General features: G+C 39.4%; 16 protein-coding genes. 8 read left to right on the top strand and 8 right to left on the bottom strand.

The features are described from left to right. Nucleotides 1-2 precede the first annotated feature (2 nt). From rsxD to ACNARN_RS01035, 5 genes are all read left to right on the top strand, one after another. Entirely contained in the window at nucleotides 3-1,079 is a 1,077-nt protein-coding gene (rsxD, locus tag ACNARN_RS01055) for an electron transport complex subunit RsxD (protein ID WP_416304021.1), read from the top strand. A gap of 15 nt (nucleotides 1,080-1,094) precedes the next feature. Continuing rightward, complete coding sequence (gene rsxG / locus ACNARN_RS01050; RefSeq protein ID WP_109372350.1) at nucleotides 1,095-1,721, top strand: electron transport complex subunit RsxG; 627 nt, start codon at nucleotides 1,095-1,097, stop codon at nucleotides 1,719-1,721. A gap of 1 nt (nucleotide 1,722) precedes the next feature. Continuing rightward, complete coding sequence (locus ACNARN_RS01045) at nucleotides 1,723-2,427, top strand: electron transport complex subunit E (RefSeq protein WP_198619555.1); 705 nt, start codon at nucleotides 1,723-1,725, stop codon at nucleotides 2,425-2,427. 12 nt (nucleotides 2,428-2,439) lie between these two features. Continuing rightward, the gene (gene nth, locus ACNARN_RS01040) at nucleotides 2,440-3,078 is read left to right on the top strand and encodes an endonuclease III (protein ID WP_109372352.1); all 639 of its coding nucleotides are present in this window, start codon (nucleotides 2,440-2,442) and stop codon (nucleotides 3,076-3,078) included. Between the two features lie 113 nt (nucleotides 3,079-3,191). Continuing rightward, the gene (locus ACNARN_RS01035) at nucleotides 3,192-5,138 is read left to right on the top strand and encodes an exoribonuclease II (protein ID WP_198619556.1); all 1,947 of its coding nucleotides are present in this window, start codon (nucleotides 3,192-3,194) and stop codon (nucleotides 5,136-5,138) included. Between the two features lie 156 nt (nucleotides 5,139-5,294). Here the strand turns inward: ACNARN_RS01035 and ACNARN_RS01030 are convergent, their stop codons facing one another. The 6 genes from ACNARN_RS01030 to pgpB all read right to left on the bottom strand — a co-directional run bounded on the left by ACNARN_RS01030 (nucleotide 5,295) and on the right by pgpB (nucleotide 9,293). Then, nucleotides 5,295-5,705, bottom strand: a complete 411-nt coding sequence (locus tag ACNARN_RS01030; RefSeq protein ID WP_198632631.1) for a hypothetical protein — start codon at nucleotides 5,703-5,705, stop codon at nucleotides 5,295-5,297. A gap of 106 nt (nucleotides 5,706-5,811) precedes the next feature. Then, nucleotides 5,812-6,135, bottom strand: a complete 324-nt coding sequence (gene yciH, locus ACNARN_RS01025) for a stress response translation initiation inhibitor YciH (protein WP_006536941.1) — start codon at nucleotides 6,133-6,135, stop codon at nucleotides 5,812-5,814. Then, on the bottom strand, nucleotides 6,136-6,870 hold the full coding sequence (gene pyrF, locus ACNARN_RS01020) for an orotidine-5'-phosphate decarboxylase (RefSeq protein ID WP_416304020.1): 735 nt from the start codon (nucleotides 6,868-6,870) through the stop codon (nucleotides 6,136-6,138). Between the two features lie 45 nt (nucleotides 6,871-6,915). Beyond that, on the bottom strand, nucleotides 6,916-8,088 hold the full coding sequence (gene lapB / locus ACNARN_RS01015) for a lipopolysaccharide assembly protein LapB (protein ID WP_109372357.1): 1,173 nt from the start codon (nucleotides 8,086-8,088) through the stop codon (nucleotides 6,916-6,918). A 12-nt stretch (nucleotides 8,089-8,100) separates the two neighbouring features. Continuing rightward, nucleotides 8,101-8,358: a LapA family protein gene (locus ACNARN_RS01010; RefSeq protein ID WP_232797478.1), complete on the bottom strand. Its 258-nt coding sequence runs from the start codon at nucleotides 8,356-8,358 to the stop codon at nucleotides 8,101-8,103. Between the two features lie 215 nt (nucleotides 8,359-8,573). Further along, the gene (gene pgpB / locus ACNARN_RS01005; protein ID WP_416304019.1) at nucleotides 8,574-9,293 is read right to left on the bottom strand and encodes a phosphatidylglycerophosphatase B; all 720 of its coding nucleotides are present in this window, start codon (nucleotides 9,291-9,293) and stop codon (nucleotides 8,574-8,576) included. A gap of 265 nt (nucleotides 9,294-9,558) precedes the next feature. Here pgpB and ribA point away from each other — a divergent pair, with 265 nt between their 5' ends. Next, nucleotides 9,559-10,158, top strand: coding sequence for a GTP cyclohydrolase II (gene ribA / locus ACNARN_RS01000; RefSeq protein WP_109372360.1), 600 nt, complete (start codon nucleotides 9,559-9,561; stop codon nucleotides 10,156-10,158). A gap of 247 nt (nucleotides 10,159-10,405) precedes the next feature. Beyond that, complete coding sequence (locus tag ACNARN_RS00995; RefSeq protein ID WP_198619561.1) at nucleotides 10,406-11,221, top strand: MetQ/NlpA family lipoprotein; 816 nt, start codon at nucleotides 10,406-10,408, stop codon at nucleotides 11,219-11,221. Between the two features lie 83 nt (nucleotides 11,222-11,304). Here the strand turns inward: ACNARN_RS00995 and acnA are convergent, their stop codons facing one another. Beyond that, nucleotides 11,305-13,977, bottom strand: coding sequence for an aconitate hydratase AcnA (acnA, locus tag ACNARN_RS00990; protein WP_416304018.1), 2,673 nt, complete (start codon nucleotides 13,975-13,977; stop codon nucleotides 11,305-11,307). Between the two features lie 219 nt (nucleotides 13,978-14,196). On the opposite strand from acnA, the gene ACNARN_RS00985 reads away from it, so the two are divergent. Beyond that, nucleotides 14,197-15,027: a hypothetical protein gene (locus tag ACNARN_RS00985; RefSeq protein ID WP_198619563.1), complete on the top strand. Its 831-nt coding sequence runs from the start codon at nucleotides 14,197-14,199 to the stop codon at nucleotides 15,025-15,027. 61 nt (nucleotides 15,028-15,088) lie between these two features. On the opposite strand, the gene cysB is transcribed toward ACNARN_RS00985, so the two are convergent. After that, nucleotides 15,089-16,063 (bottom strand): HTH-type transcriptional regulator CysB, encoded by a 975-nt coding sequence (gene cysB, locus ACNARN_RS00980; protein WP_416304017.1) that lies wholly within the window; start codon nucleotides 16,061-16,063, stop codon nucleotides 15,089-15,091. Nucleotides 16,064-16,156 lie beyond the last annotated feature (93 nt).

The following is a 16,156-nucleotide window of genomic DNA, read 5'->3' as shown; positions in this document are numbered from 1 at the left end:
AGATGAAATTCAGACCAAAACAAAATAACAATAGTAAATTAAAAATTGCGAGTTCACCTTTTACGCATAATCAACAGTCCACCAGCCAAGTTATGCTATGGGTAACATTAGCGGCACTTCCGGGGATCTTAAGCCAGATCTATTTCTTTGGCTTAGGAACCATTTACCAAATTGTGTTAGCTATTATCGTGGCGCTTGTTACTGAAACACTTTGCGTAAAGCTCAAAAAAGAAGATCCCTTACTTTATCTGAAAGACAATTCAGCGCTGTTGACTGGTGTATTGCTCGCCATTAGTATTCCGCCTTTAGCGCCATGGTGGATCATTGTTTTAGGTACTTTTGTTGCTATTGTTATCGCAAAACATATTTATGGTGGCTTAGGACAAAATCCATTTAATCCCGCAATGGTGGGTTATGTGGTTTTGCTGATCTCATTCCCAGTACAAATGACATCTTGGATGCCTCCCGTTGAATTACAGGCTGTCTCTTACAATGTCATGGATAGTTTAAGCATCTTCTTTACAGGGCATACCTCTTCTGGCTTAACGCTTGAAGATTTAAGACGTTCTGTCGATGGCATTACACAAGCAACACCTCTTGATAGCTTTAAAACGGGTTTATTAACTCACCCTATTAATGAAGTCTTAGCGACACCTATTTTACAAGGTGAATTTGCAGGCATTGGCTGGCAATGGGTGAATGTCGCTTATTTAGTTGGCGGATTAATCCTGCTTTATAAACGCATTATTAGCTGGCATATCCCTGTTGCGATGATTTCTGTATTAGCACTATGTTCGGTTATTAGCTGGGGTATTGATCCTACGCGTTATTCACAACCGCTATTACAGCTCTTCTCTGGTGCAACAATGTTAGGAGCCTTCTTTATTGCGACTGATCCAGTTAGCGCCTCAACAACCCCTAAGGGGCGTTTAATTTATGCGGGCATGATTGGTTTATTAGTTTGGATTATCCGTGTCTATGGCGGATATCCAGATGCAGTCGCCTTCTCTGTATTGCTTGCCAATATTGCCGTACCGCTCATTGATAGCTATACACGCCCTCGTGTTTACGGACATTAATCCAAGGAGAAAATGATGATCGAAATATTAAAACGTCATGGGTTAACATTAGCTATCTTTGCTGCCTGTACGACAGGCTTAACTGCGGTGGTTTATCACTTAACCGCAGACACCATTGCAGAACAAGTCGCTTTAGAGAAACAAAAATTATTAGATCAGGTGATCCCACAATCAATGTATAACAACGATCTCTCTAAAGATTGTTATCTACTCACGGCACCTGAATTAGGGAATACAAAACCACATAAGCTTTATGTTGCTCGTTTAGACGGTAAACCTGTTGCAGCCGCATTAGAATCTACCGCTCCTGATGGATATTCAGGCGCAATTGAGCTTCTTGTAGGCGCCGACTTTAAAGCAAATGTTCTTGGTGTACGTGTTACTGCTCATAATGAAACACCAGGGTTAGGGGATAAAATTGAAACACGTATTTCTGATTGGATCACGACATTGAGCAATAGATTCATTTCCAGTGAAAACGATCCGCACTGGGCAGTAAAAAAAGATGGTGGCGATTTTGATCAATTCACGGGCGCGACGATCACCCCTCGCGCTGTTGTTAACTCATCAAAGCGCACTGCTTGGCTAATACAATCTTTACCAGAGAAGTTGGATACACTTCCTGTCTGTGAGGCGAATTAAGATGAACTCTATCAAAACGCTATTTTCACAAGGGTTATGGACCAATAACTCAGCTTTAGTTCAACTACTGGGTTTATGTCCTTTACTTGCTGTTTCTTCTACTGCCACTAACGCATTAGGCTTAGGGCTTGCAACAACATTAGTGCTCTTTTGTACTAATGTGGCGGTTTCAAGTTTACGTCGTTGGGTTCCTTCTGAAATTCGAATCCCAATTTATGTTATGATAATTGCGTCTGTCGTCAGTGCTGTGCAATTACTAATCAATGCGTATGCTTACGGCTTATATCAATCTTTAGGGATCTTTATTCCATTGATCGTCACTAACTGTATTGTTATTGGTCGTGCTGAAGCGTTTGCCGCTAAAAATGAAGTCTTTCCTTCCGCTATTGATGGTTTAGCAATGGGATTAGGCGCAACCGCGGCACTCTTTGTTTTAGGTGCAATACGTGAAATTTTAGGTAACGGCACATTATTTGATGGTGCAGATTTACTATTAGGTGAATGGGCGCAAGTATTAAGAATTGAGATAGTACATTTAGACTCACCCTTCTTACTTGCCATTTTGCCACCGGGTGCTTTTATCGGCTTAGGCTTTATGTTAGCAGCAAAATACCTGATCGATGAAAGACAGAAAAAGCGCAGCACTTTGACAACGAAAACTTACGAAAAAGAACAAGGCTGTGGTAGTCATATCGTCAAAAATTAATTTGTGAGCATAATGAATCAAGCAAAACGTATTGAAATTCTAACTCGGTTGCGTGATGACAATCCGCAACCTACGACAGAGCTAAAATTTGACTCTCCGTTTGAACTATTGATCTCCGTGTTACTCTCTGCACAAGCAACCGATGTGAGTGTAAATAAAGCAACAGCCAAGCTTTACCCCGTTGCCAATACACCACAGGCAATACTGAATTTAGGCGTTGATGGTCTTAAGAAATACATTAAAACCATCGGCCTCTATAATACTAAAGCTGAAAATGTGATTAAGACGTGTCAAATCTTAGTTGATAAACATAACAGTGAAGTACCTGAAAACAGAGAAGCCCTAGAAGCCTTACCCGGTGTCGGTCGTAAAACTGCCAATGTCGTTTTAAACACGGCATTTGGCTGGCCAACAATCGCTGTCGATACACATATCTTTAGAGTGAGTAATCGGACAGGTTTTGCCCCAGGTAAAAATGTCAATGAAGTCGAACAAAAACTGTTAAAGGTTGTTCCGGCAGAATTTAAGGTTGATTGTCACCATTGGCTTATTCTTCATGGTCGTTATACCTGCATTGCACGAAAACCACGGTGTGGCTCTTGTATTATCGAAGATCTTTGTGAATTTAAAGAAAAAACAGATCCCGAGTGAAAATTTGTCGATTTGTCTGTTTTTATGATGCGATATTACTTGCGTCACTACACACAATCGAATAAAACTATTGCCCACTTTTATTATTAAAACTGCCGACTTTCCGGAAAAATATGTTTCAAGACAATCCGCTGCTTGCACAGCTAAAACAGCAACTCCATGCCCAAACACCGCGCGTGGAAGGCCTTGTAAAGGGAACAGATAAAGGCTTTGGCTTCCTTGAAGTTGATGGTCAGAAAAGCTATTTTATTCCCCCTCCGCAAATGAAAAAAGTGATGCACGGCGACAGAGTTATTGCAGCCGTTCATACAAACGGCGATAAAGAGTCGGTTGAACCCGAAGAATTGGTCGAACCTTTCTTAACGCGTTTTGTTGGTCGTATTCAGAAAAAAGAAGGTGATAACCGTCTGTGGATAGTACCTGATCACCCTCTCTTAAAAGATGCTATTCCTTGCCGTCCTGCTCAAGGCTTAACACATAGCTTTGTTGATCAAGATTGGGCTGTTGCCGTAATGCGTCGTCACCCACTTAATAAAGGTGATAAAGGTTTTCAGGCTGAAATTACAGACTATATTACCGATAAAGACGATCACTTTGCGCCTTGGTGGGTAACCTTAATGCGTCATCAGCTTGAACGTGATGCGCCTGAAATGGGTGACGAAGCGCTCACATTACATGACACTTTACCTCGTGAAGATCTGACTTCTCTCTCCTTTGTCACTATTGATAGTGCATCAACAGAAGATATGGATGACGCCCTCTTTATTCGTAAAGAAGAGAACGGTCAACTCACACTCTTTATCGCTATTGCAGATCCAACCGCTTATATTCTGCCTAATAGTGAATTAGATAAAATTGCCGCACAACGTGCGCTAACTAACTATCTGCCAGGCTTTAATATCCCAATGTTGCCTCGCGAACTGTCAGACAATATTTGCTCATTACGTCCTAATGAGAAACGTCCTGCATTAGTTTGCCAAGTGAGTATTACCGAAGATGGCTCATTGCTTGAAGATATTCACTTCTATTCTGCGTGGGTAGAATCAAAAGCCAAGCTAGTTTATGACCATATTTCAGATTGGTTAGAAGGTGAAAATACCCAATGGCAACCTGAAAATGAGATTGTTCATGAGCAAGTGATGTTATTAAAAGAGATGTGTGAAAAACGTCATGAATGGCGTGAAAAACATGCTCTGGTCTTTAAAGAACGCCCTGATTACCGTTTTATTCTTGATGAAGGTGGCAATGTTTTAGATATCGTTGCAGAAAAACGCCGTATCGCAAACCGTATTGTTGAAGAAGCGATGATCACCGCCAATATCTGTGCGGCAAAAGTACTGGCGAAAAACTTAGGTTTTGGCGTTTACAACGTTCATACAGGCTTTGATCCACTTTATATCGATCAAGTTGTGCAGACATTAAAAGATAACGGTATTGAAACTACATCTGAAAGTTTATTAACGCTTGAAGGTTTCTGCCAATTGCGTCGTGAGCTTGATAATCAGCCAAATCAATTCCTTGATAGCCGTATTCGCCGCTTCCAAAACTTTGCTGAAATCAAAGCTGAGCCAGGTCCTCACTTTGGTTTAGGATTAGAAGCTTACGCAACATGGACTTCACCAATTCGTAAGTACAGTGATATTTTAAATCACCGTTTGCTTAAAGCGATTATCAGCAAAGAAAGTGCTGAAAAACCACAAGAAGAAGATGGTATTCGTATTGCAGAGCGTCGCCGCGCTAATCGTATGGCCGAACGCGATGTGGGTGATTGGTTATATGCGCGTTTCTTAAAACCTTTTGCTGGCACTGAAACACCATTTAATGCAGAAATTATCGATATTACTCGTGGTGGTGTTCGTGTTCGTCTAGTTGAAAATGGTGCTGTTGCCTTTATTCCTGCGCCATTCTTACATGCTGTACGTGATGAAATTCAATGTAGCCAAGAAACAGGCACCGTCATTGTGAAAGGTGAAACTGCTTATAAACTCAATGATATCATTCCTGTACGCATTGAAGATGTGAAGCTGGAAACACGCAATATCGTTGCTCGCCCTATCTAATAGGACTTAAATCGGTATACAATGAGGCTGATAGTTCACTTAGAGCTATCGGCTTTTTTTATATCTCTTATTTTTGTTAGTGATAATGAATGCAAAAAAAATAGGTGACATTGTCACCTATAATCGTACTTATGGATTTCGCTGTTTTCTTAATAATTAATCAGGGTGACCAGTGATCGTGATTTTAGTGCCTTTCTTATCTTCTTCTAACACAAACTCCGTAAAACCACCTGAAAACTGTTGCTCTATCATTAATTTCTTCGGATTTTCCCATTTATAATCAACAGAAACACCGTCTTTTGTATATTCTTTTTGGATGTTATTGTTCACTTTAATGGTTTTTACAAGATAATCTTCATCGTGTTCATTGACATATTTTTTATATGCATCTGCAATTGAAAGCCCAGCATAAACACAATGTGTTATTGCGCCATTCTCATAAACTTCATCCATGGTCTGTTTTGGTGAAGAACAATATTTGTTATGAACAATTATTTTATCCGCAGTCGTTTCTGCAAAAAGCGCAGAAGAATATAATAGTGCAACAATCATCAAGTACGCTTTCATAAAATACCTTTTAAAAGACATCTATTAGTGACAATAAAAAAATGCGCTAATCTCAATAGAAAATCAGCGCATTATCATTCATTTCATTGCTATCTAGCTAGTTAAATCAGCCACCAGCAAGTTTAACCTTCATTCCTTTAGCTTCTAATAGCGATTTAATTAAATCACGTTTATCACCTTGGATCTCAATTAAACCGTCTTTGACACTCCCACCACAGCCACATTTTTTCTTCAGTTCAGCCGCAAGTTTAGCTAACTCTGCATCATCCAGATCAATACCTGAAACAACGCATACACCTTTGCCTTTACGTCCACTAGTTTGGCGCTGAATACGCACAATACCATCACCAGCAGGACGTACTGGCTTTTGTTCTTCTTCTTTTATGCGACCCGTATCTGTGGAATAAACCAAACGAGAGTTATTATCCATTTACATACCTTGTATAGAACGATTAATTTGTTGCAATGTTTCATGAGGGTTATCGCTACGAGTAATAGGACGACCAATCACCATATAATCAACGCCTGCCGCAATGGCTTGCTCTGGTGTCATTACACGACGCTGATCGCCAACATCACTTCCTGCTGGACGAATACCCGGAGTGACTAATAAGAAATCATCACCACAAACTTGTTTAAAACGTGTTGCTTCATGTGCAGAGCAGACGACACCATCAAGACCACAAGATTTTGTCAGTAACGCTAAACGTTCTGCTTGTTCTGCGGGCGTCAATGTTATTCCCAATTCAATTAAATCAGATTGATCCATACTGGTAAGTACAGTCACTGCCGTTAAAAGTGGCGCGTCTTTACCAAAAGCAGCAAGACTCTCTTTAGCCGCACGCATCATACGACCGCCACCACTCGCGTGTACATTAACCATCCATACACCTAAATCAGCAGCGGCTGCAACGGCTCTTGCAACAGTATTGGGAATATCATGGAATTTTAAATCGAGGAAAATATCAAACCCTTCTTTTTGTAATTGAGTCACAAACTGAGATCCAAAACGGGTAAACATCTCCTTACCAATTTTTAAACGACAAGATAAGGGATCGATACGCTGTGCAAAGTCTAATGCACTTTTTTGGTCTTCATAGTCTAGTGCCACAATAACGGGCGCGCAGGTAAGCTCGGGCGATTTTTTATCACAATGAAATGACATTTTAGGGCCTTTATTTATAGAGAGACTATTAAAAAAGTGACATCGTCACTGACCATCTAAACCGCGAATAGGTTTAACGGTATCCCATGAACGACAGGATGGACAATGCCAATATAATGCATGAGAGGTAAAACCACATTTATGGCAACGATAATCTGGTTTCGTGCGAATTTGTTCACCAACCATATAGCGCAATAAGATAAGGCTCTCTTTAGCGCGTCCTTCTTCTGCTTCTGCTAAATGGTAACGCATTAAACGATAGAACAAGCGCATGGTTGGATGACGCTCTAATTGACGATTAATGTATAACTGAGCCGCTTCAATACCTTCTTTAGCTTCAATAATGTCAGCAAGGTAAAGCTCCGCAATCGCACCACAATTACTATCCACACATTGACGTAAATAAGTTTCCCAACGAGCATTATCGTCGCCTTGAGCTTGGAAACATTCAAAAAGCATAGGTAAGGTTTCACTGACCATCTCTTTATCTTGCTCAATAACTTTCATTAAAACATCGATAGCTTTTTGTTTATCATCACGAGCAATATAGATACGACCATACATAATTGAAACACGAGCGCAAAGCGGGTCTGTTTGCCCTGCTTTTTGTAAGAAATTGAGCGCGCTCTCAAGATTATCGCTACTCATTTCTTGTAACGCCAATTCACAATAGAAATGGGCGATTTGCTCTTTAAGCTCGCGTTGTCCCAATTTTACTAATTTTTCAGCCGTTTCTATGGCTTTTCCCCAATCACTGGTTAATTGGTAAATAGCTAACAGCGATTGCAACGCACTTTGGCGAAATTCATGCTCATCAATAAGTTGCTGAAACATATTTTCAGCGCGATCGTAAACACCCGCCGCCACATAGTCACGACCTAACTGTTGAACAGCAAGTAGGCGTTGCTCAAAGGAAAGCGCAGCACTTTCCATTAGCGATTGGTGGATACGAATAGCGCGTTCGACTTCGCCACGAGAGCGGAAAAGATTACCTAAAGTAAGATGAGCTTCAAAAGCAGAGCTATCTTCTTTAAGCATTTCGAGGAAAAGATCAACTGCTTTATCTTGTTGATCAGAAAGTAAAAAGTTAACACCCGCCACATACTCACGTGACAGGCGATCGGCGTTCTGCTGTTTGTCCTGTTGGGCGCCACGGCGCCCCATATACCAGCCGTAAGCCGCAGCGACAGGTAATAACAGAAACAGCAATTCTAGCATCAGCTATCGTCCTTATTTCGTAGCAGAAGCAACCGTTGGGCGACTTTCTTGGTTTTCTTGTTTTGTTTGGGCGCTTTCAAGACGTTTAATTTTACGTTTTGCTCGACCTAGTGATAAGCGTACACGTAGATAAAAAACACCACTTACAATCCAGCCAAGTACAAAACCCATACCAAACAGGGTAGCTAACAAGGTAGAAATACGATATTCACCTTGAGCGATAAGATAATTGAATGTGACTACCTGATCGTTATTTGTGCCTAAAGTCATGGCAATCACCACGATGGCAAGAACAAGAATAACCAAAATAAAAAGTAGGACTTTTTTCACATTATTTCCTTTTTTATTCTCTTTTCTTTAGTAGACAGATAAAGGTAGCATTTTCACTACGCACAAAGAAAGTCATTTCTTAGAATCATCTGATTTTCGTATATTTTTTCATATAAATACTGAAAAAGACATTCTCTCAAAAATAAGGGCTATTGTCAGGGTTTGAGTAATAAACGCCGCTCAATCACCTTAAATGCACACCAAACCAGCACGGTGCTGATAAGAATACCGACAATCACATCAGATGCCCAGTGCATTCCTAATACAATACGCCCTACCGTGACATCAATTCCCCATAATAACCCGAGTGACGCTAAAAAATAATGACGGCACAACATAAAAAGGACAAAAACAAATAATGCGAGTGTCGCTGAAAATAAACTATGACCAGACGGAAAAGCATAACCTGTTTCAGTTTTCCAATATTTAAGTTGCCATTCAGGGACCACAGGTGAGTTGGCTAATCCATTTTGGAGTAATTGTTCTCGCTCAGCTCTTGATACTTGATAAAAAGCTTCAGAGCTAATGTGCAAATTTTCACTAACCCAAACAACATAAGGGCGAGGCTCTTTTACTGTATTTTTAACCGCAACCTTAATTAATTGCCCAATAAATAATGTTGCAATAATTATCACGGCTAATTGAATAAAATGATTACGTTTTAATTTCAACACCATAAAAAGCAATGCTAACAAAACAATAATAGTCACAGCGCCCCAAGGTTTTGCTGCACTATCAGCTATCCATAATGTGCTTATCCCGCCTAAAGGGTGATCAGTAGGTTGCCACTTCCAACCCAATATCAACACAGCACTTGGTATGATTAAGAGCAACATACTACCTAACAGAATCAACTTTGTTACTTGCTTATTCAATATATTGCCTCTTCTTAAATACAAATGTTCTCATCCATTTACAGCTAAAGATTATCAGTATAAACGATGCAAGTTTAGCAATAAATCATTATGCACTCGGCATCAAAATCTGATAATTTGTTGAAGTGTGATTTAATAAGTGTGTGTTATTCATTTCCTTACCTATGAGGCCTGGAAATATTTCAGTGTATTATTTCTCTTTGTTCTCGTTATAAAGTGTATAATCTTGGACGAGAGTATCACCTGAAATTATGAGTCAAAAATAATGAAATTAAGACGTATCGCAGAAGCAAAACTACCGACTCCTTTTGGCGAGTTTTTAATGGTCGGTTTTGAAGAAATCGCAACAGGAAAAGATCATGTCGCTCTAGTTTATGGCGATATTTCAGGCTCAGAGCCCGTATTATCTCGTATTCATTCAGAGTGCCTAACGGGCGATGCCCTATTTAGTTTACGTTGTGATTGTGGTTTCCAACTTGAAGCCGCACTTTCACAAATAAGTAAAGTAGGTCGTGGCGTATTACTTTATCATCGCCAAGAAGGCAGAAATATTGGATTGCTAAATAAAATACGAGCCTATGCGTTACAAGATAAAGGTTTAGATACCGTTGAAGCGAACCTTGAGTTAGGTTTTAAAGCTGACGAACGCGATTTTACCCTTTGTGCTGACATGTATAACCTCTTAGGTGTTCATGAAGTTCGGTTATTAACCAATAATCCGAAGAAAATTGAAATCATGAAAGCCGCAGGAATTAATGTTATCGAGCGAGTTCCTTTGATTGTCGGGCGTAATCCAAGTAATGCACATTATCTTGATACTAAAGCCGATAAAATGGGACATCTTTTATTTAAGAAAGCGCAATAATAAAGTAATAACACAACATTAATTATTTTCAAATCCGAGCCTGAGTTGCTCGGATTTTTTATTTATTCCTTTTATTTTATTACCTTGTAAATTTATTCTTTATCTATTTTTCTTCTCTTACATCTTATTTTTATGTCTTTTTTATCATTAAATTATATCATGTGAAAATTTGTCATATGCGATTTCATTGACTATCTATCTGATTCTAAGTTATTTATTAATAAATAAATTTTGATAGGAATGCATTATGCCATTACATTTTTCTGGTAGGGTTTTCGGCGCGCTTTTATTAGCAGGAGCATTATTGACTGGTTGTGATAATAGCGATAAAAACAGCTATTCAATCAAGGTTGGTGTGATTAATGGTGCTGAACAAGATGTGGCTGAAATTGCCAAAAAAGTCGCAAAAGAAAAATATGGCTTAGAGGTTGAATTGGTAAGTTTCAGCGGTTCTTTATTGCCTAATGATCCCACTGCAAATAAAGAACTTGATGCCAATGTTTTTCAACATCGCCCTTTTCTTGCCCAAGATAATCAATCTCGTGGTTACAATTTAGTGGCTGTCGGTAATACCTTTGTTTTTCCTATGGCGGGCTATTCAACTAAAATCAAACACCCTTCGGAGTTAAAATCAGGCGATACCATTGCAGTTCCTAACGATCCCACCAATTTAGGTCGAGCATTACTGTTACTAGATAAAGAAAAGCTTATTACGCTAAAACCAAACAGTGGTTTATTGCCTACGGCTATCGACATTATTGATAATCCACTTAGGCTTAAAATTATGGAGCTAGAAGGTGCGCAATTACCACGGGTTTTAAACGATCCCAAAGTAACTGTCGCTATTATCAGTACAACTTATATCCAGCAAATTAATTTATCACCGACCAAAGACAGTATTTTTATTGAAGATAAAAACTCTCCTTACACCAATATTATTGTGACAAGAGAAGAGAACAAAGACGCTGATAATGTACGTGATTTTATCAAAGCATATCAATCTCCCGAAGTTGCCACCGCTGCCGAAACCATTTTTAACGGTGGTGCAATTCAAGGCTGGTGATTGTTATTACAAAAAGAAAAGATAAGACAATGCCCCATTATTTTTATAATGGGGCATTGTTATTAATTACGTTACAAAACTAATTAAAGCATATTACGAATAACATAATGCAATATGCCACCATGTTGGAAATAGGCTAATTCAGTTTGAGTATCAATACGGCAACGCGCCATAATAGTTTCAGTACGATTATCTGCAAAAGTAATATTAACCGCGACATCTTGGCTCGGTATTAATGCATTAAGCCCTGTGATCTCAATTTTCTCATCACCTTTTAAGCCCAATGTTTGACGAGATACCCCTTTAGGAAACTCTAAAGGTAAAACTCCCATACCGATTAAGTTAGAACGGTGAATACGCTCAAAAGAGCCTGCAATCACCACACGTACACCTAATAGACGTGTTCCTTTTGCCGCCCAGTCACGGCTAGAGCCTGAACCATATTCACTACCAGCAATAATTGCCAACGGCGTATTTTCTTGCTGATAACGCATTGAAGCATCATAAATAGCCAATATTTCACCAGTTGGAATATGCTTGGTAAAACCACCTTCGATTCCCGGCACCATTTCGTTACGAATACGAATATTGGCAAATGTGCCTCGCATCATGACTTCATGATTACCACGTCTTGAACCATAAGAGTTAAAATCTTTCGGCTCGACACCATGTTCACGCAAATAACGCCCTGCGGGACTATCCGCCTTAATATTACCTGCAGGTGAAATATGATCCGTTGTCACCGAATCACCTAAAATAGCCAAAATACTGGCTTGATGAATATCTTTAATCGGAGCCGGCGTTTTTGACATACCTTCAAAGAAAGGAGGATGTCGAATATAGGTAGAGTCTGGTTGCCAATCATAGACGGGTGTATCTTGTGTTTGCAGTGATTTCCATGTTTCATCGCCTTCAAACACGGCAGAGTACTCTTTATGGAACATCTCTGTTTTAACTTTCTCAACAGCATCTGCAATAGCTTTACTGTCAGGCCAAATATCTTTTAAATAAACGGGAGCACCCTGTTTATCTTTACCTAATGGCTCTTTAGTAAGATCGATATTCATATTTCCTGATAAAGCATAAGCAACCACTAAAGGCGGCGATGCTAACCAGTTGGTTTTCACTAAGGGATGAATTCGACCTTCAAAGTTACGGTTACCAGATAATACAGCCGCAATAGTTAAGTCATTATCTTTAATCGCACTTTCAATCGGTGCTAATAAAGGCCCAGAGTTGCCAATACATGTTGTGCAACCATATCCCACAAGATTAAACCCTAACTTATCCAGATAAGGCGTTAATCCTGCTAGATTAAGATAATCCGTGACGACTTTAGAGCCAGGAGCCAAAGAAGACTTAACCCAAGGTTTACGCTGCAATCCTTTTTCTACCGCATTTTTAGCGAGTAATCCTGCTGCCATTAAGACATTAGGGTTTGATGTGTTGGTACATGATGTGATCGCCGCAATAACGACGGCACCATCGGTTAACTCAAATACAGGATAATCATCAATTTTTACTTGAGGAAACTGCGCCAGTGGTTTCTTATTGGTTTCAAGATCTACAGCTGCTTTAAATGCCTTAGGTACACTCGGCAGATTAACTCTATCTTGAGGGCGTTTAGGCCCTGCAAGACTCGCTTCAACGGTTCCCATATCTAACGATAATGTTGACGTAAAGATAGGTTCATCACCTGTATGTCGCCATAAACCTTGCTCTTTGCTATAAGCTTCAACAAGTGCAATTTCTTGTTCTTCACGCCCTGTTAAACGCAAATAATCAAGGGTGATCTCATCTATTGGGAAGAATCCACAGGTCGCGCCATACTCTGGCGACATATTCGCTATTGTTGCACGATCAGCTAAAGGTAATGACGCTAAACCATCACCATAGAACTCCACAAATTTACCCACAACACCATGAGAACGTAACATCTGTGTGACGGTTAATACCAAATCAGTTGCCGTGATCCCTTCACGTAATTTTCCTGTCAATTTAAAGCCAACAACATCTGGAATTAGCATGGAGATAGGTTGTCCTAACATTGCAGCTTCTGCTTCAATGCCTCCTACACCCCAACCTAAAACACCAAGACCATTTATCATTGTGGTGTGAGAATCTGTGCCGACTAAGGTATCAGGATAAGCCACATGACGCCCATTTTGCACCTCAGACCAAATAGCTTTACCTAAGTACTCCAAGTTTACCTGATGGCAAATTCCTGTCCCTGGCGGCACGACACGAAAGCGTTCAAAGGATTGCTGCCCCCAACGTAAAAAAAGGTAGCGTTCATAGTTACGCTCCATTTCAATTTCCACGTTTTCAGCAAACGCATTTTTACTGGCATATTCATCAACCATAACAGAGTGGTCAATAACCAAATCTACGGGTGATAATGGATTAACTTTATCCACTTGCCCGCCCAAAGATTTCACAGCTTCACGCATAGCCGCTAAATCAACAACCGCAGGCACACCTGTAAAATCTTGCATAAGTACCCTTGTAGGTCGATATGCAATTTCTCGCGATGCATGTGCTGTTTTTTGCCACTCAACGAGTGCCTTAATATCCTCGTCAACAACAGTATCATTGTCGAGATAACGCACTAAGTTTTCTAGTAACACCTTCAGAGACTTAGGAAGACGGGTAATATCGCCTAATTGGCGGGCAACTTCTGAAAGACGGTAGTACTCATATTCTTGAGATCCGACTAAGAGCGTGGAATGGCTCTCTTTTTTCAAACGTAACGACATAGCTCCTCCTTCTTATTTTTATACTGACAGCATGTTTAAACCATCAAAATAGGTAAGGTTATTTATTAAACATATCATATAACGCCGAATTTCGCTTAAAGACCACACAATTTGTTAACGTAATGTTATGGGTGTCATAGTGTTAATAAATTTTAATCTCAGGATTTTCGCTTAATTAGGATTTAATGGTGGAGGTATGACTACGTAAGGATAACTTTTATGAGTAATAAACAATCTGATTTACTTAAAAATATTATGAATGCGGATCGCTATTTTGCAGAACCTATTACACCTCCTTTTCCGCAAACCTTATCGATGAATGCATTACATTCTCAAAATATAAAAGATACCGAAGGCTTAGTGCAATTTATCATCGCGTCACCAAAACCTTTTGAGCCTTCCGAAATAGAAAAAATGTCACAACTTAAAAATATCCAAATTGGACTCATTTCTATTATGGCAAACCATCTTGCCGCATTAAAAAAAGAGGATAATGAAGCCTATTATCGCCCCGAACATTGGTTAGATACGCTCAACCATTTACCCCTTCTAGGACACAATAAAATAGAAACAAAAAAACTTCATAAGCAAACCTTTGATTTTTCTGTTGCTCAAGCGTTTATTCAATTATTACTAGGAGCTGCAATCAATGCCACCTCTCCTGCACTTGGAGAATTTATTGATTTTTTACGTACCCAAGGACAAAAAATAGAAATCGGCTTACGAAACTCATTAGACAGCTATCAAACGATAACTATTGCGGGGATCACGGAGATACTCAATCATAATAATCATCTTATTTTTGTTCCAAAGCTGAAAATTTTGAGCCTACGTTTTTCTTATCAATCAGCAAAAATGCTACTCGCCAGTTGTATCGGTCGTAAATTTACCCTCTCTTTAGAGTACACCACCATTACCTCTGTATTTGATGCTAGTGCACTTGATGATCCACTGATTAATCAGCAGTTTTATGATTTTTTAAACAAGTATCGTCAGCTAAGCATTGCAAAATCAGATGCTTTTTTTAGTGGGGATTTTTATTTGAAATGAGTAATAACAGAAATTAGATTTATGAACACGCTTGAAGGCGGGAATGACCCGCCTTTCAGTATTACACTAATGGTAATTCGATATCTTTAAATAACTCTTCAATCTCTTCGTTAGTTCGCAACACAACAGCTTGCTCAATCAAATTACGCGTAAGATGGGGAGCAAAACGCCACATGAAATCATACATATAGCCACGTAAGAAACCACTACGGCGAAACGCAATTTTAGTGGTGCTATAACTAAACTTATCACGCATATCAATGGCAACTAAATCGCTATCGAGTACAGGATCAAATGCCATGCTGGCAATCACACCAATGCCTAAATGCAGTCTCACATAAGTTTTAATAACATCCGCATCGGTTGCAGTGAAAACAATTTTAGGTTTCAACCCTACTTTACCGAAGGCATCATCAAGATCTGAACGCCCAGTGAACCCCTGGGTATAAGTGACAATATCGTAGTTTGCGAGCTCTTTAAGAGTCACTTCTCGTTTTTGTGCCAGTGGATGATCTTTAGAAACCACCACAATGCGGTTCCAACGATAACAAGGTAGCATCACTAAATCGTTATAAAGATGCAGTGATTCTGTCGCTATTGCAAAATCACTTTTACCTCTGCATACATCTTCAGCAATTTGCGTTGGTGAACCTTGGTTCATATGTAATGAAACATCTGGATAACGCTCAATAAAACCTTTTATTACTGGAGGTAATACATAACGAGCTTGCGTATGCGTTGTTGCAATCGATAGTGAGCCTCTATCTGGATAAGTGTGTTCACCCGCCGCTGATCGAATAGCTTCTGTTTTTGACAAAATCTCTCTAGACAGCCTTACAATTTCTTCACCTGCTGGTGTCACATGCGTTAGATGCTTGCCACTGCGAGAAAATATTTGTATACCTAGCTCATCTTCTAACATGCGAATTTGTTTACTTATTCCCGGTTGAGATGTATACAAACGCTCTGCTGTGGTCGAAACATTTAAATCGTTATTCACCACTTCAACGATATAACGCAACTGTTGTAATTTCATGGAGAGGCTATCCCTTCAACAAAAGACTTATTATTCCGTTATTCTATTTATATTCATATAACTAAAAAGAATAATAAAGATGTAATATATAAC

The organism is Proteus sp. TSJ240517, from assembly GCF_047921575.1.
In the GTDB taxonomy this organism is placed as follows: Bacteria; Pseudomonadota; Gammaproteobacteria; order Enterobacterales; family Enterobacteriaceae; genus Proteus.
This window is presented reverse-complemented; position numbering and strand designations above follow the sequence as displayed.